Here is a 16484-nt window from a genome sequence, read left to right as displayed (position 1 = left end):
CGAGGGGTGACGCGTGAGCTTCTGGGAGTATCTGGTCAATCGGCACCAGCAGCTGCTCACCGACGCGTACCAGCACGTCAGCGCCGTGTTCCAGTGCATGGTCATCGCGACCGTGCTCGGCATCCTGATCGGGCTCGCCACCTACCGCAGCAGCTGGGGCGGCTCGCTGGCCATCACCACCACGGCCACCATCCTCACCATCCCGTCCCTCGCCGCGATCGGTCTGCTGATCCCACTGGTGGGACTGGGGGTCCCGCCCACCGTGATCACCCTGACGATGTACGGGCTGCTGCCCATCGTCCGCAACTCCATCGTCGGTCTGCGCGGCGTCGACCCCTCGCTCGTCGATGCGGCCAAGGGCATCGGAATGTCCCGGATCGCCCGGCTCTGCAAGGTGGAACTGCCGCTCGCCTGGCCGCCGATCCTGACCGGCATCCGCGTCTCCACGCAGATGCTGATGGGGATCGCCGCCATTGCCGCGTACGCCTCAGGGCCCGGACTCGGCAACGAGATCTTCCGCGGTATCGCCTCGCTGGGCAGCGCCAACGCGATCAATCAGGTCCTCTCCGGCACGCTCGGCATCGTCATCCTCGCCCTGCTCTTCGATGCCGCGTACGTCCTGCTCGGACGGCTGACCATCCCCAGGGGGATCCGTGTCTGAGACCGCCACCGGGGCGGCGGAAACGCCCGTCGCCAACGCCACATCGGGCGCCACCATCCAGCTCCAGGACCTGACGAAGCACTACCCGGGCAATCCGAACCCGGCCGTGGACAGCGTCTCCATGGACATCAAGGCCGGCGAGACGGTGATCTTCGTCGGCCCGTCCGGCTGCGGGAAGTCCACCACGCTGAAAATGATCAACCGGCTGATCGAGCCGTCGTCCGGCCGGATCCGGATCAACGACGAGGACGTCACCGACATCGACCCGGTGAAGCTGCGCCGCAAGGTCGGGTACGCGATCCAGTCGTCCGGGCTCTTCCCGCACATGACCGTCGCCGAGAACATCGCCCTGGTTCCGAAGATGGTCGGCTGGTCGAAGTCGAAGGTGAAGGACCGGGTCGAGGAGATGCTCGATCTGGTCGGGCTGGACCCCCGGGAGTTCCACGGGCGCTATCCGCGCCAGCTGTCCGGCGGTCAGCAGCAGCGGGTGGGCGTGGCGAGGGCGCTGGCCGCCGATCCGCCGGTGCTGCTGATGGACGAGCCGTTCGGCGCCGTCGACCCGATCACCCGTGACCACCTGCAGGACGAACTGATCCGGCTGCAGCACGAACTGCACAAGACGATCGTGTTCGTCACCCACGACTTCGACGAGGCGATCAAGCTGGGCGACCGGATCGCCGTACTGCGCGAGCATTCGCACATCGCGCAGTTCGACACCCCGGAAGCGATTCTCACCAATCCGACCGACGACTTCGTCTCCGGCTTCGTCGGCGCCGGGGCGGCGCTCAAACGCCTCAACCTGACCCGGGTACGTCAAGTGGAGATCGCCGAGTTCCCGACGGTGACCGTCGACGACCCGCTCCAGTCCATCTTCAACAAGCTGCGCAGCAGCACGCACAACGAGCTCCTGATGCTGGACCGCAGGAACCGCCCGTACAAATGGCTGCGCCGCGGCGATCTGATGCGGGCCCGGGGCTCCCTGGCGCGCGCCGGGCAGCTGGTCCACGACACGGTGACCCGGGACGCCACCCTGCACGACGCGCTGGAGGCCGTACTGACCGACAGCGGCGGGCGGGTCGCGGTGACCGGGCGGCGCGGCGAGTTCATCGGGGTCGTCGACATGCAGACCCTGATGGATTCCGTCCATGAGCTCCTGGAGGCAGACCGGCTCACCGCCATCGAGCACCAGCACGATCTGGAGGAGCTGCGTGCCCATCAGACCGAGCAGGAGCTGGAGGGCGGTGCGGGCACATGAATCCCAGCCAGTCGGTGCCACCGCCGCCCGATGAGGAACCGTCACGTCCCCGGCCGGCCGGGGAGCACGACGTCAAGGGCCATGCCTTCCGCGACGAGGAGGAGGAACCCGCGCCGCCGCCCGCCGGGCCGCCCCGCCGGATCACCTGGCGCAGGCTGGTGCTGGTGCCGGCCGCGCTGGCGGTCGTCGTCGCCCTCACCTATCTGTGGATCACCAACGTCTCTCTCGACTCGATCGCGAGGAACTCCCTCACCGGCGGCAATGTGCAGCTGCGCTGGTGGCAGCACGTCAGGCTGACCGCGATCTCCACGTTCTGGGTGCTGATCATCGCCATCCCGCTCGGGATCGCCCTGACCAGGCGCAGGCTGCGCAAGGGCGCCCCGGTGGTCACCGCGGTCGCCAACATCGGACAGGCGACCCCGGCGATCGGGTTGCTGGCCCTGCTGGTGATCTGGCTGGGTATCGGACCGTCGACCGCGATCATCGGCATGGTGATCTACGCGGTGCTGCCGGTGTTCTCCAACACGGTGGCCGGCCTGAAAGCGATCGAACCGAATCTGATCGAGGCCTCGCGCGGCATCGGCATGTCGGCGATGGGCACCCTGACGAAGGTCGAACTGCCCCTGGCGGTACCGCTGATCCTGGCGGGCGTCCGGACGGCCCTGGTGCTCAACGTCGGCACCGCGACCCTGGCGACGTTCGTCGGCGGCGGCGGGCTGGGGGACCTGATCACGTCGGGGATCCAGACGCAGCGGATGCCGGTGCTGGTGCTGGGTTCCGTGCTGACGGTGGTGCTGGCGCTGCTGGTGGACTGGCTGGCCTCCCTGGTCGAGATGGCGCTGACCCCGCGCGGGCTGGAGGTGGAGACGTGAGGACGCGCGGAGGGACCACCGGAGGGAAGGCGCGGGCGCTCGGCGCGGCCGGTCTCGCCGGGGCCCTGCTCCTTGCGGCGACGCTCTCCGGGTGCGGACTGAAGAGCGGCTCGCCGCTGGTGGACGACGTGGTGCCGGGCTCGGTGGGGCAGGGGCAGCCGTTGCACGGCGCCTCGCTGACCGTCACCTCGAAGAACTTCAGCGAGAACATCATTCTCGGCCAGATGATCGGTCTGATCTTCAAGGCCGCCGGCGCCGAGGTCCTCGACCGGACGAACCTGCCCGGCTCCATCAGTGCGCGCGAGGCCATCATCAAGGGCGACGCGGACGCGATGTACGAGTACACGGGCACCGCCTGGATCACCTACCTCGGCCATGCGAAGCCGATCCCGGACCCGTTGAAGCAGTGGGAGGCGGTCCGGGACGAGGACCGGAACAACGGAGTGACCTGGCTGCCGCAGTCGACCCTCAACAACACCTACGCGCTGGCCATCAGCAAGAAGAACAACGCGAAGTACCACCTGCGGACGCTCTCGGACGTCGCCGCGCTGGCGAAGAAGAACCCGTCGGCGGTGACGATCTGCGTGGAGAACGAGTTCGCCTCGCGCGACGACGGGCTGCCGGGCATGGAGAAGGCGTACGGCATGTCGATCCCGGCCACCAACATCAAGAAGATGGACGCCGGGATCATCTACACACAGGTATCGAAGTCCGACTCGTGCCTGCTGGGCGAGGTGTACACCACGGACGGCCGGATCAAGGCGATGAATCTCGACGTCCTCGTGGACGACAAGCACTTCTTCCCCAACTACAACGCCGCCCCCGTCGTCCACACCCCGACCTTCGACAAGTACCCGCAGATCGCCGGGTTGCTGGACCCGCTCAGCAAGCGACTGACGACCGAAGTCGCCCAGGAGCTGAACGCCAAGGTGGACGTGGACGGGCAGGACCCGCACGCGGTGGCCAAGGACTGGCTGATCGCGGAGGGCTTCATCAAGAACGGATGACCGGAGGGGCGGCCGCCGGGCACCGCGACGAGTTACAAAGAGTTTTTGCAAAGAAGCGTTGCAAAGAAGGCTTTGCATCGCTACGGTCAAGACATGGCAGCGAACGAAGCCGACGGCGAGAAGCCGCTCGACCCGAACATCCACCGCGTCGACGCCCGCACCCTGCGTGGGCTCGCCCACCCCCTGCGCCTCCGACTGCTCAACACCCTCCGGGAGTTCGGCCCCGCCACCGCGTCGGGGCTGGCGGACCGGCTCGGTGAGTCCAGTGGCGCCACCAGCTACCACCTGCGCCAACTGGCCACGTACGGCTTCGTCGAGGACGACCCGACGCTCGGCAAGGGGCGCGAACGGTGGTGGCGGGCCGTGCACATGGGGACGGCGTTCGACCGGACGGCGGACTTCCTGCGCGACCCCAGCCCCGAGGTGCGCGGCGCCATGGGGGTCGTGCTGCACGAGATCGCCGGCACACACACGCAGGAGCTGAACACCTGGCTCGGCACCATGCAGGAGTGGCCCGAGACGTGGCAGCGCTCGTGGGACGTGAGCGACTTCAAGGTGCGGCTCACCCCGGAACTCTCGCTGGAACTGGCCGAGAAGATCCACGACCTGGTCGACAGCTACCGGGATCTGGTCCCCGAGGACACCGAGGGCTCGGCCGTCGTCCGCACCCATCTGCACGTCTTCCCCCGCCCCACCGACTGACCGGGCAGACCCACCGCACCGACCGCACCGACCGCACCGACCGAGAGGAAAACCGCCATGCACCCCGACACGCATCTGACGCTGCACCACCTCCGCTCAGCCGAACTGCGGGGGAACCCGGACGAGTTCCGTCCGTCACCGAGCCTGCGGACGCCGCGGGCACCGCGCGGGAACCTCCGGATGCGACTGGGCTGGACCCTGGTCGAGCTGGGCCTGTACGTCATACCGGACCGCACCTCCCTGTCCGCCCCCGCAACCCCTCGAACGGCTTAGTCATGAACGGGGGGAACCGCACGCCGCTCGCCGCCCTTCTCGCGGCCAACTCCATCTCCACCGCGGGCACTTCACTCACCCTGATCGGTGTCCCGTGGTTCGTCCTGCAGACCACGGGCAGCGCCGGCCGGGCCGGCGTCGTCGCCTTCTGCGCCACGCTGCCGATCATCGTGTCCGCGGTGATCGGCGGACCCGTCATCGACCGCATAGGGCGGCGGCGCGTCTCCGTCACCTCCGACACGGTGTGCGGTCTCGCCATCGTCACCGTCCCGCTGCTGCACTACGCGGGGGCGCTGGAATTCTGGACGCTCTGCACGCTGATGGCGGTGAACGGACTCGTCCACACGCCCGGCAACACCGCGCGCTACGTCCTCCTGCCGGATCTCGCCGAACACGCCGGGACCACGGTCTCCCGCGCCGCCAGCCTCTTCGACGCCACCTCGCGCGGCGCCAGGATGACCGGGGCGGCGCTGGCCGGGGTACTGATCGCGTTCGTCGGCGCGGAGACCGTGCTGGTGCTGGACGCGGCGACGTTCGGCGCGTCCGCGCTGCTGATCGCGGCAGGCGTACGAGGGGTACGGGCCGCCGAACCGCACCGGACGGCCGCACCGGTCTCACCCCGGGCGTACCGCTCCGAACTGCGCGAGGGCTACGCCTACTTGTTCAGCAACCGGCTGCTGCTGGCCGTCGTGGTGATGGTGCTCTTCATGAACGGCACCGACCAGGGCTGGAACGCCGTACTGCTGCCGGTGCACGCCGAGCAGGAACTGGGCGGTGCGACCCGGCTCGGGCTGCTCACCGCGCTCTTCGGAGCGGGCGGGCTGGCGGGCGCGCTGGTGTACGGAGCCGTGGGGCACCGGCTCTCGCGACGGGCGGTGTTCACGGTGTGCGTGGTGCTGTGCGGAGGTCCGAGGTTCATTGTCGCCGCGCTGACGGACACGACGTTGCCGCTCGCCGTGACGATGCTGCTCGGCGGGCTCGCCGGCGGAGTGCTGAACCCGATCCTGACGACGGTGATCTACGAGCGCGTACCGCACCGGCTCCGCAGCCGGGTCTCGGGGGCGATCACCGCGGGCTGCGAGCTGGCCCTTCCGGTGGGCGGCCTGCTGGCGGGAGTGCTGGTGGAGCGACTGGGGGCGGACGGGGCGCTGCTGGCGCTGGGCGGTGTCTACACACTGGCGACGATCAGTCCGATGATCTTCCCGGTGTGGCGCACGATGAACGACAGGCCTCCCGCGCCGGCGAAGGCCGAGGCCGTCGCCGTGTAGGCCGGCGTCGCCCCGGGCCGTCAGCAGCTCGGGACCTTGTGCCCCTGCTCCAGCGCCCGCAGCGAGGACACCGCGGTGTTCAGCGTCGTGACCGGGATCAGCTTGAGGCCCTTGGGGAGCTCGGCGCCCGCCTCCCTGCACTCGGCCTTCGGGACGAGGAAGACGGTCGCGCCGTCGCGCCGGGCCGCCTGAGTCTTCAGCGAGACCCCGCCGACCGCGCCGACCGCGCCGTTCGCGTCGATCGTGCCCGTGCCCGCGACGGTGCGGCCGCCGGTGAGATCACCGCCGGAGCCGTCGCCGTCGAGCTTGTCGACGATGCCGAGCGCGAAGAACAGGCCGGCACTGGGCCCGCCCACATCGGCGAGGTGCAGGGTCACGTCCACCGACCCGGGGGCCTTGCCGAGGTACTTCAGGGCCGCGTCCACGGCGGAGTTCTGCGACTTCTTCATGTCGTCGAGGTTGTGCTGCTCGATCTCCTTCTCGGAGCCGCCGCTCGGGTAGACCGAGTCACGGGGCAGGATCGCCCGGTCGGTGCGGAACCAGCCGTCGACCACGTCTGCGATCCCGACCTCTGCGGTGGGACCCGTGGCAATGATCGTCGTCATCCGCAGCTGGCCGCTGGTGGGGAGGGTGGGTGCGCCCTTGATGCTGATCACGGGCGTGCCGTTATCGCTCCCGAGTACGTTCGCGGTCGTGCCGGGCTGCGCCACGGTGAAGGGCAGTGGCACGAAGGCCGCCACGCCGAAGAGCGCGACGACGGGGAGGGCGCACAGGGCGAGGGCGCGGGGGCGCGAGAGACGAGTGAGCACCCGCCCAATCTAACCCGGCAGGATCGGTCCGCCCGGCCGGTGCGGGGAGGAGCGGACCCGGCCGGCCCGGGGCGCCCCGCCCCGTCGGTCGACCGGGGACGGAGGCGGCCACCGGGTGGCCCGGTCACTACCTCAGCGCGTCCGCCACCTCGCGGGCCGCGTCGACGACCCGCGGGCCGACCCGTTCCGGTACGGCGTCCGCGAGCATCACCACGCCCACGCTGCCCTCGACCCCGGTCACTCCCATCAGCGCCGCCGCGGCGCCGCTCGCGCCCGCCTCCAGTTCGCCGTGGGTGAGGGTGAAGGCGGGTTCGGCCACCGACTTCGTCCGCGCGGCGAGGATCGCGCGGCCCGCGGCTCCCCGGTCGAGCGGATGACGGAAGCCGGCCCGGTAGGCCACGTGGTAGTCGGTCCAGGTCGGTTCGACGACCGCCACCGCCAGCGCGTCGCTGCCGTCGACCAGGGTGAGGTGGGCGGTGGCTCCGATGTCCTCGGCAAGCGACCGCAGCGCGGGCAGCGCCGCTTCCCGTACGAGCGGATGCACCTGACGGCCCAGGCGCAGCACGCCCAGGCCCACCCTGGCCCGACCGCCCAAGTCGCGGCGTACCAGGGCATGTTGTTCCAAAGTGGCGAGCAGACGGTAGACCACCGTGCGATTGACCCCGAGTTTGTTGGACAACTCGGTGACGGTCAGGCCGTGGTCGGTGTCGGCAAGCAGCTTGAGGACGCGTAGTCCCCGGTCGAGCGTCTGGGAGGTCTCCGCGGTCACGACGCCCTCTCCTCTTCGGTGAGTGGCGGCACTCTCACGAAGTCTGCTTCGCCGGTCCCAGCGGCGACGCACGGAGAGGCCGCCGGCGGCCAAGGCACCGGCTGCGCTCCGCGGCGGCGTTGCCACGGGGCGTTCATTTTTTTGGACAGTAGCGAGGGAGTCCGCTCAGCGGAAGACCTCGTCCAGAATCCGGGCGCCTATGGAAAACCGTCCGGCCGAAGAAGCATAAGTGCCGGTCAGCGCGGTGCCGGTCGATTCCTGAACATCTACGCGCGTTCAGGTCGACCGACGCCGATGCGACGCTCCGCACACAGAAGTGAACCATCGTTAACTGAGGGTGAACAACATTGGCAGAATTTTTCTGTCGGCCGGGCGGCGCGCGGGCCCCGGGCCGCCGCCGTCGCCGGGTTCCGGACGGTCGGCCGACGCGGGCGCGCCGCCGGATCCGACGGCCCGGGGAGGTACGGACCGGACGTCCGCGCGGCGGGGCACCTGCCCGGCACCGGACGCGCCGCAGGGGTCGCGACCGGCCGCACGAACGGCCGCCGGCCCGGCACGAGGACTCCTGTCCCCGTACCGGGCCGGTATTCACCCGACGACGGTCACCTCACGTCATCCGGGTCGCCCACTCCTGCACCTTCTTGATCCGCTGCTGGATCTGTCCGGCGGTCGCCTCCGCGCTCGGCGGCCCGCCACAGACCCGCCGCAGCTCGGTGTGGATCACTCCGTGCGGCTTGCCGCTCTGGTGCGTGTAGGCCGACACCATCGTGTTCAGCTGCTTGCGCAGCCCCAGCAGCTGCTTGTGCGTGACCACCGGCCGGGCCTCCGCCGGCTTCTCCAGCAGGTCGGCCTCCCCGGCCGGCTTCTGCCTGCTGTGCGCGATCTGCCGGGTCTGCCGCTTCTGGAGCAGCAGCTGCACCTGGTCGGGTTCGAGGAGCCCCGGGATGCCCAGGTAGTCCTGCTCCTCCTCGCTCCCGGGGTGCGCCTGCATGCCGAACTCGGCGCCGTCGTACAGCACCCGGTCGAAGACGGCGTCGGACTCCAGCGCCTCGAACGGCAGCTGCTCCTCGGTCTCCTCGTCCTCCAGGCGCTCCGCGTCGGCGAGGAGCTTGTCCTCCTCCGAGAACGGGTTCTCCTCGTCGCTGCCCTTCTTGGGCTTGTCGAGGACGTGGTCCCGCTCCACCTCCATCTCGTTGGCGAAGTCGAGGAGCATCGGAATGGTCGGCACGAAGACGGAGGCGGTCTCGCCGCGCCGGCGCGATCGCACGAATCGTCCGACGGCCTGCGCGAAGAAGAGCGGGGTCGAGATGGTGGTGGCGTAGACACCGACCGCGAGGCGCGGCACGTCGACACCCTCCGACACCATCCGGACCGCGACCATCCAGCGCGACTCGTCCTCGCTGAACTTGTCGATCTTCTTCGACGCGGCCTTCTCGTCGGAGAGGACCACGGTCGCCTTCTCGCCGGTGACCCGCTTCAGGATCTTGGCGTACTCACGGGCGGACTCCTGGTCGGTGGCGATGACCAGACCGCCCGCGTCCGGAATGCCCTTGCGCACCTCGGTCAGCCGTTTGTCGGCGGCCGCGAGGACGTTGGGGATCCAGTCACCGGTGGGCGACAGCGCGGTCCGCCAGGCCTGGCCGATGGCGTCCTTGGTCATCGGCTCGCCGAGCCGCGCGGCGATCTCGTCACCGGCCTTGGTCCGCCAGCGCATGTTGCCGCTGTAGCTGAGGAAGATCACGGGCCGGACGACGCCGTCGGCGAGCGCGTTCCCGTAGCCGTACGTGTAGTCCGCCGAGGAGCGGCGGATCCCGTCGTTCCCCTCCTCGTAGACGACGAACGGAATCGGGTTGGTGTCGGAACGGAACGGCGTACCGGTCAGCGCGAGCCGCCGGGTGGCCGGGTCGAACGCCTCCTGGCATGCCTCGCCCCACGACTTCGAGTCACCGGCGTGGTGGATCTCGTCGAGGATCACGAGGGTCTTGCGCTGCTCGCACCGGTTGCGGTGGAGCATCGGCCGGACGCCGACGCCCGCGTACGTGACCGCGACCCCGTGGTACTCCTTGCTCACGGGTCCGGCGCTGTACTCGGGGTCGAGCTTGATCCCTATCCGGGCGGCCGCCTCCGCCCACTGCTTCTTCAGATGCTCGGTCGGTGCGACGACGGTGATCTGCTGCACGACATGGTGGTGCAGCAGCCATGACGCGAGGGTCAGCGCGAAGGTGGTCTTCCCTGCGCCGGGCGTGGCGACCGCGAGGAAGTCTCGCGGCTGCTCCTGGATGTACTTCTCCATGGCGCCCTGCTGCCAGGCTCGCAGCTTGCCGGCCGTACCCCAGGGGGCGCGGCCGGGAAAGGCGGGTGAGAGGTGGTGGGAGGCGGTAGTAGTCACGGTCTCCGGTTCGGGTCTCTCGGGTACGTGGGGTGCTGTCCGCACGGGCCGGGAGGGACTCGTGCGCGATACGACAACCGGGCCACCCTACCGGGGGCCCGGCCCTAACCCCGTATGAATGAGCCGTGGTTCGGAGCTGTTGAGACCCTCTTCACAGGGTGCGCCTACGCTGCGAACACGGGCGGTCGCGCGGCGGTCCTGGGCATGTCGGGGGTGCCCCGCCACACGTCCGGCACCTGCGTCGCGGCTCGTCCGCATCGGGCCCGGGACGCACCGGGGCCCCGCGCGGGCCGGCCCTTCCGGCAGCGCTGGGACATGGCCCGGGGGCGGGTCCGGCGAGCTCCGCACCCGCTCTCCGTACCCGATCCGCTCCGGACCGGCCCACCGGGTGCCTGCCGTGGCGCCGTGCGGCACTACGGCCTTTCCCGCACCCGGCCCGCCACCCACGCCCCCACCAGCGCCACTCCCGCCATCGGCAGGAACACCACCACGAACGCCCCCGGGTGCGCCCCGGACGCGCCCGGCGCAACGGCCTCGGGCACCGCGCCCACCGCGCCTCCGCCGAGCGCCGCGAACGCCGCGCCCCCGGCGGCCAGCAGCAGCACGTTGGACAGCCCGTCGGAGATCTGCAGCGCGGCGGAGTTGGCTCCCGCCTCCTCCGGCGCCGACAGCTTCAGGAGCAGCACGCTCGTCGAGGCGATCACCAACCCCATGCCGAAGCACCCGACGGCCCAGGCGACCGCCACCGTCCACACCGGCACCCCCGCGATCAGCACCGACGGGGCGCCCGCGATCGCCGCGGCGACCAGCACCATGCCGGCCACCATCAGCCGGTCGAGATACGGCGCCACGCGCGGCCTGGACTGCACGTACGAGCCGAGCGCCCAGGTACCGCCGCCGGCCGCGAGCGACAGACCGGCCAAGGTCGGGGAGAGACCGCGCTGGGTCACCAGCATCAGCGGTACGAATGCCTCCGCGGCGATGAACGACCCGGCGGCGAGCCCGCGCAGCAGCACCACCGACGGCAGCCCGCGCGCCGCCCGCCCGGTGCCCGGGGGCAGCAGACCCCGTACGGCGGGGACGAGCAGCGCGATGCCCGCGGCAGCCGGCAGCAGCGCGAACCAGTTCCGCTGTTGCCCGGCGTACTGCAGCAGCCCCGCCCCCAGGGAGATACCGAGCGCCAGGCCGATGCGGCGGCGGTCGACCGGTTCGGCGGGCACCGAAGGATCGGCGGGGCCGGACGCCATGCGCCGGATCGCAGGCAGCGCGAGGGCCAGCGGGATGACCACCAGGACCGGGATCCCGACGAAGACCCAGCGCCATCCCAGGTGCTCGGTCACGCTGCCGGCGGCGAGCGGTCCGACCACGGACGGAATCACCCAGCTCGCCGCGAACGCGGCCATGATCGCCGGTCTGATCCGTTCCGGATAGGCCCGGCTGACCACCACGTACAACGCGACGATCACCAGCCCGCCGCCGAGCCCCTGGACGGCCCGTCCGGCGATGAACATCCACATGTTGCCCGCCGTGCCCGACAGCAGCAGCCCCGCCCCGAACGCGCCGATCCCGGTCGCGAGCGGCGCCAGCGGCCCTCGCCGGTCGGCCCACTGCCCGGAGAGCACCATGGCGAAGAGACTGGTGGTGAAGTACGCGGAGAACGCGTACGCGTAGAGCGGGATGCCGTGCAGCTCACGGGCGGCGACCGGCATCGCGGTCCCGACGGCGGTCGCCTCGAAGGCGATCAGGAAGACGACGGAGACGATGCCGACCGTGAGTGCCCGGCGGGTCCGCCCGAGCACCCCTTCGGACTCCGCTTCGGACTGCACGGCGACGGTGGCGTCCACGGGGTGGGGCGCAACGTCGGCGTCGCGCGGTTCGAGGGCGGTCATGAGCCCAAGAGTAAGGGGCACACTTCGCCTGGGACCCTGTCTCAGGACGGTCCTGCGCTCGTCCGTTGGTCGTAGGACCGGGCGCCGAGCATGAACGCGGTGTGGCAGTCGCATTGCGTCGCGGCCCAGAGCCTTGAGCACCCGCCGCAACTCTCCTACGGTCGTCACAGCAGCAAGAAGGCAGCAAGAAGCGCAGGACCGTGTGCCCGAGTGGTTCAGGGGCTCGACTGCAACTCGAGTTACACCGGTTCGAATCCGGTCACGGTCTCCACGCGGTGAGCCCGCCCAGCACGCGCCGTACGGCGTGCCGGGCGGGCTCCGGCGTTCTCAGGAGCAGCCCTGAGCCTTCAGTGCGGACGGTACGTAGCCGTCGATGAATCCCTTCAGCGCCTTTCGGCGGTCGGAGACGTTCTCCGGCACCGGCTCGAATTCGCCGAGTTCCACGAGGACGGCGAACTTGCGCGGGGACCCTTGCCGGACACACTCCCGTACGGCGAGCGCGAAGCGGTCCAGGACGCGGGTGCCGCTGCTTCCTGTCACGATGTTCACTGGTCCCCCAAAGAAGCCCCCGGCCCGGTCGTTGCCGTCGAAGACCGCGCCGTCGATGTCGTCGGTCCCGGTGTACACGCTGCGGGAGTTGTCCGGGTGGACGGCCTGAGCGGAAGCAGGCCGCCCGGCAGGCCCTGCGCCGCGGGGAAGACCAGGAGACGGCAGACACACGGCCCCTCCGGCGGACACGCCACGCGACTGCGCAACGACTTTCAGCTGTCCTTCGAGGTCAGCGTTTCGCCTCCGCCGCGATCACGGATGAGACGCGCGGGACGCGGCGTTTCGGACGGTGCCGAGGGATACGGTGGGCCCTTCCCCTCGACCACCTCGGAGGTGCCTGCCCGGTGTCGGACAGCTTTGTTCACCTGCACAATCACACCGAATACTCGATGCTCGACGGCGCTCAACGGCTCGGCCCCATGTTCACCGAAGTAGCACGTCAGGGGATGCCGGCGATCGCGATGAGCGATCACGGCAACATGTTCGGGGCGTACGAGTTCCAGCAGGTGGCCAAGAAGCACGACGGCGTGAAACCGATCATCGGGATCGAGGCGTACGTCGCACCGTCCTCGCGGCGCAATCGCAAGCAGGAGTTCTGGGGCCCCGGCGGCGTGCGGGCCATGTCGGACGACGGAGAGGGCTCGAAGGACGTCTCCGGCGGCGGGCGTTTCACGCACATGACGATGTGGGCCCGGAACGTGCAGGGGCTGCGGAACCTGTTCTACATGTCGACCGAGGCGTCGTACACGGGACAGTTCCCGGCAGGGAAGCCGCGCATGGACATGGAGTTGATCTCCGAGCATGCCGAGGGGATCATCGCCACGACCGGGTGCCCCTCGGGAGCCGTCCAGACCAGACTCCGGCTGAACCAGTACGACGAGGCGCGCGCTGTGGCGGGGGCCTACCAGGACATCTTCGGGAAGGAGAACTACTTCCTCGAGTTGATGGATCACGGCCTGGACCTGGAGCGCAATGTCCGCGGCGGCCTGCTCCGTCTCGCGAAGGACCTGGGCATCCCGCTGCTGGCGACGAACGACGCCCACTACGTGCTGGAGGAACACGCTGACGCGCACGACAACCTGCTCTGCATCGGCGTGGGCAAGAACAAGGACGATCCGAACCGGTTCCGGTTCAACGGCAGCGGCTACTACCTCAAGACCGCGGCCGAGATGAGGGCCCTGTTCTCGGAGCTTCCGGAAGCCTGCGACAACACGCTGCTGATCGCGGAGCGCATCGAGTCCTACGAGGAGGTCTTCGCGCCCGAGGACGAGATGCCGCAGTTCCCCGACGTACCCGAGGGGGAGACCCAGGAGTCGTGGCTGCGCAAGGACGTCCTCAAGGGCCTGGAGATGCGCTACGGCTCTCCGATTCCCGATGAGGTCATGGAACGGTTCGAGACCGAGATGACGGTCATCGGCCCCATGGGCTTCTCCTCGTACTTCCTTGTGGTCGCCGACATCGTCCAGCACGCCCGGGACAACCACATCCCGGTGGGACCGGGTCGAGGATCGGCCACCGGCTCGATCGTCGCGTACGCGACCCGCATCACCGAACTGTGCCCCTTGGAGCACGGCCTTCTCTTCGAGCGGTTCCTCAACCCCGAGCGCATCAACCCTCCGGATGTCGACCTCGACTTCGACGACCGTCAGCGCGACGCGATGGTGCGCTACGTCGTCGACAAGTACGGCACCGAGTACACGGCCATGGTGAACACCTTCGGCAAGCTCAAGGCCAAGAACGCGATCAAGGACACCTCGCGTCTGATGGGCTATCCCTTCAGTCACGGCGAGCGGATCACGAAGGCGCTGCCGCCGGACGTGATGGGCAAGAGCATCCCCATCGCGGGGATCTTCGACTCGTCGCACCCCCGCTATGGCGAGGCCGGCGAGATCCGGGCACTGTACGAGAACGAACCGGACGTCAAGAAGGTCGTCGACGGCGCCATGGGTGTCGAGGGTCTGATCCGCGGTACCGGTGTCCACGCCGCCGCGGTCATCCTCTCCAAGACCAAGCTCACCGACCGCATCCCGCTGCACATGCGCGCCAAGGACGGCGTCAAGATCACCGGCTTCGACTACCCCAGTTGTGAGGACATGGGGCTGGTCAAGATGGACTTCCTGGGGCTGCGGAACCTGGGTGTCATCGACCACGCGATCCAGAACATCCGGGAGAACCGCGGGGTCGACCTGACCACGGACACCGTCCCCATGGGCGGTGCCACGGGCATCCCGCTCGATGACAAGAAGACCTTCGGGCTCCTGGCCCGCGGCGACACCTTCGGGGTCTTCCAGCTCGACGGCGGCGGCATGCGCACCCTGCTGAAGCTGATGGAACCCTCCCGCTTCGAAGACATCGCGGCCGCTCTCGCCCTCTACCGGCCAGGCCCGATGGCAGCCAATGCCCACACGAACTACGCGCACCGCAAGACCGGCCGTCAGGAAATCGAGCCGATCCACCCCGAGCTCAAGGACGCTCTGGAAGGCATCCTCGGCAACACCTTCCACCTGCTCATCTACCAGGAGCAGATCATGGCCATCGCCCGGGAGCTGGCCGGCTACACCCTGGGCGGGGCAGACCTGCTGCGCCGGGCGATGGGCAAGAAGAAGCCCGAGGTCCTGGCCGCCGAGTGGGACAAGTTCCACGCCGGCATGCAGGGCAACGGATACTCCGAGGAATCGATCAAGGCACTGTGGGACGTCATGCTGCCCTTCTCCGGGTACGCGTTCAACAAATCCCACACGGCCGGCTACGGGCTCGTCTCCTACTGGACCGCGTACCTCAAGGCCAACTACCCGGCCGAGTACATGGCCGCCCTCCTCACCTCCGTCGGGGACGACAAGGACAAGGCCGCCATCTATCTGGCCGACGCCCGCAAGCTCGGCGTGCAGGTGCTGCAGCCGGACATCAACGAGTCCGTCGCCAACTTCACCGCCGTCGGGGACGACGTCCGCTTCGGGCTTCGCTCGGTCCGCAACGTCGGCGAGAACGTCATCGAGTCGCTGGTCGCCTCACGCAAGTCGCACGGGAAGTTCGCCACCTTTGCGGACTTCCTCGACAAGGCCGATCTGCCCGCCCTCAACAAGAGGGCCGTCGAGTCCCTGATCAAGGCCGGATCGTTCGACTCCCTGCACCACACCCGCAAGGGACTGTGCGCCGTCCACGAAGACGCCATCGACTCGGTCATCCCGGTCAAGAAGGCAGCCGCCTACGGACAGGACGATCTCTTCGCCGACCTCGGTGCCGACAGCGCGGACACCGAATCCGGCTTCGGCCTGGACTTCCCGATCGGGGAGGACGAGTGGCCGCGCAAGCAACTCCTCGCCACCGAAAGGGAGATGCTCGGACTGTACGTCTCCGCGCATCCGCTGGACGGCACCGAGCACATCCTGTCCCGCAACCGGGACACCACGATCAGCGAACTCCTCGGCTCGGGCCGCACCGAGGGCGTGGTCCGCCTTGCCGGCCTGATCACCAGTGTCGACCGGCGGATGACCAAGCAGGGCAACGCCTGGGCGATCATCAATATGACCGACCGGGACGGCGAGATGGAAATCCTCTTCTTCCCCGCCACCTACAACCTGGTCCAGCACGCCCTGATCCCCGACACCGTCGTGTCTGTCGAAGGACGCCTCAACGACCGTGACGGAGCCGTCAGCATCTTCGGCCAGGAAATCCAGGTCCTGGACGTCTCCTCGGCCGAACACGGCGGGCGGCCGCCCGTCCAGCTCTCGTTCCTCTCCCACAAGATGAACGAATCCGCCGTCAAGGAGCTCAAGCGGATCCTGTCGGCTCACAAGGGCGAAAGCCCCGTCCGCCTCCAGGTCCGCGCCCCGCAGAAGACGGTGATCTACGAACTCGGCTTCGAGGTGGACCCCACCTCCGTGGCGTCCGACATCAAGGGCACCTTCGGGCCCGACGCCTGGCTCGGGGTCCTGTGACCGGCCACCCGGCCCCACGGCCGAACCACGACGGGTGACACCCTGCCGTGCGCACGGGGCCTCCACCAGGTGAGCCCGCCCGGCACGTCGTACGCGTGCCGGG

At 69.3% G+C, this 16484-nt stretch carries 12 protein-coding genes, 1 tRNA gene and 1 pseudogene; 9 read left to right on the top strand and 5 right to left on the bottom strand.

The window, feature by feature from the left end; genetic code table 11:
• The first annotated feature begins 13 nt into the window (after positions 1 to 13).
• From ACFVXE_RS32520 to ACFVXE_RS32490, 7 genes and pseudogenes are all read left to right on the top strand, one after another.
• The gene (locus tag ACFVXE_RS32520; RefSeq protein ID WP_389676630.1) at positions 14 to 661 is read left to right on the top strand and encodes an ABC transporter permease; all 648 of its coding nucleotides are present in this window, start codon (positions 14 to 16) and stop codon (positions 659 to 661) included.
• On the top strand, positions 654 to 1916 hold the full coding sequence (locus ACFVXE_RS32515; protein WP_389676629.1) for an ABC transporter ATP-binding protein: 1263 nt from the start codon (positions 654 to 656) through the stop codon (positions 1914 to 1916). Before ACFVXE_RS32520 ends, ACFVXE_RS32515 begins: the two co-directional genes overlap by 8 nt.
• Positions 1913 to 2788: an ABC transporter permease gene (locus ACFVXE_RS32510; protein WP_389676627.1), complete on the top strand. Its 876-nt coding sequence runs from the start codon at positions 1913 to 1915 to the stop codon at positions 2786 to 2788. The genes ACFVXE_RS32515 and ACFVXE_RS32510 overlap by 4 nt, the downstream gene beginning before the upstream one ends.
• 65 nt (positions 2789 to 2853) lie before the next feature.
• Entirely contained in the window at positions 2854 to 3795 is a 942-nt protein-coding gene (locus ACFVXE_RS32505) for a glycine betaine ABC transporter substrate-binding protein (protein WP_389676659.1), read from the top strand.
• Between the two features lie 93 nt (positions 3796 to 3888).
• Positions 3889 to 4497, top strand: coding sequence for a helix-turn-helix domain-containing protein (locus ACFVXE_RS32500; RefSeq protein ID WP_389676625.1), 609 nt, complete (start codon positions 3889 to 3891; stop codon positions 4495 to 4497).
• Positions 4498 to 4554: 57 nt separating this feature from the next.
• The gene (locus tag ACFVXE_RS32495) at positions 4555 to 4770 is read left to right on the top strand and encodes a hypothetical protein (RefSeq protein ID WP_389676624.1); all 216 of its coding nucleotides are present in this window, start codon (positions 4555 to 4557) and stop codon (positions 4768 to 4770) included.
• A 2-nt stretch (positions 4771 to 4772) separates the two neighbouring features.
• A pseudogene (locus ACFVXE_RS32490) lies at positions 4773 to 6129 on the top strand (MFS transporter).
• Here ACFVXE_RS32490 and ACFVXE_RS32485 read toward each other — a convergent pair.
• From ACFVXE_RS32485 to ACFVXE_RS32470, 4 genes are all read right to left on the bottom strand, one after another.
• Positions 6059 to 6847, bottom strand: a complete 789-nt coding sequence (locus ACFVXE_RS32485; RefSeq protein ID WP_389676623.1) for a S16 family serine protease — start codon at positions 6845 to 6847, stop codon at positions 6059 to 6061. The pseudogene ACFVXE_RS32490 and the gene ACFVXE_RS32485 sit on opposite strands and share 71 nt — an antisense overlap.
• A 127-nt stretch (positions 6848 to 6974) precedes the next feature.
• Positions 6975 to 7616: an IclR family transcriptional regulator gene (locus ACFVXE_RS32480; RefSeq protein WP_389676621.1), complete on the bottom strand. Its 642-nt coding sequence runs from the start codon at positions 7614 to 7616 to the stop codon at positions 6975 to 6977.
• 607 nt (positions 7617 to 8223) lie between these two features.
• Positions 8224 to 10005, bottom strand: coding sequence for a DEAD/DEAH box helicase (locus tag ACFVXE_RS32475; RefSeq protein WP_389676620.1), 1782 nt, complete (start codon positions 10003 to 10005; stop codon positions 8224 to 8226).
• Between the two features lie 413 nt (positions 10006 to 10418).
• Positions 10419 to 11894: an MFS transporter gene (locus tag ACFVXE_RS32470; RefSeq protein ID WP_389676618.1), complete on the bottom strand. Its 1476-nt coding sequence runs from the start codon at positions 11892 to 11894 to the stop codon at positions 10419 to 10421.
• A gap of 196 nt (positions 11895 to 12090) precedes the next feature.
• Between ACFVXE_RS32470 and ACFVXE_RS32465 the strand changes: the two genes are divergently transcribed.
• Positions 12091 to 12165, top strand: a tRNA-Cys gene (locus tag ACFVXE_RS32465).
• A gap of 56 nt (positions 12166 to 12221) precedes the next feature.
• On the opposite strand, the gene ACFVXE_RS32460 is transcribed toward ACFVXE_RS32465, so the two are convergent.
• Positions 12222 to 12521, bottom strand: a complete 300-nt coding sequence (locus ACFVXE_RS32460; RefSeq protein ID WP_389676616.1) for a hypothetical protein — start codon at positions 12519 to 12521, stop codon at positions 12222 to 12224.
• A 266-nt stretch (positions 12522 to 12787) separates the two neighbouring features.
• On the opposite strand from ACFVXE_RS32460, the gene dnaE reads away from it, so the two are divergent.
• Positions 12788 to 16381: a DNA polymerase III subunit alpha gene (gene dnaE / locus ACFVXE_RS32455; protein ID WP_389676614.1), complete on the top strand. Its 3594-nt coding sequence runs from the start codon at positions 12788 to 12790 to the stop codon at positions 16379 to 16381.
• The last annotated feature ends 103 nt before the right edge of the window (positions 16382 to 16484 follow it).

Source organism: Streptomyces sp. NPDC058231 (genome assembly GCF_042882275.1).
In the GTDB taxonomy this organism is placed as follows: domain Bacteria; phylum Actinomycetota; class Actinomycetes; order Streptomycetales; family Streptomycetaceae; genus Streptomyces.
The sequence above is the reverse complement of the archived record's forward strand: the minus strand, read 5'-3'. Positions and strand labels throughout refer to the sequence as shown.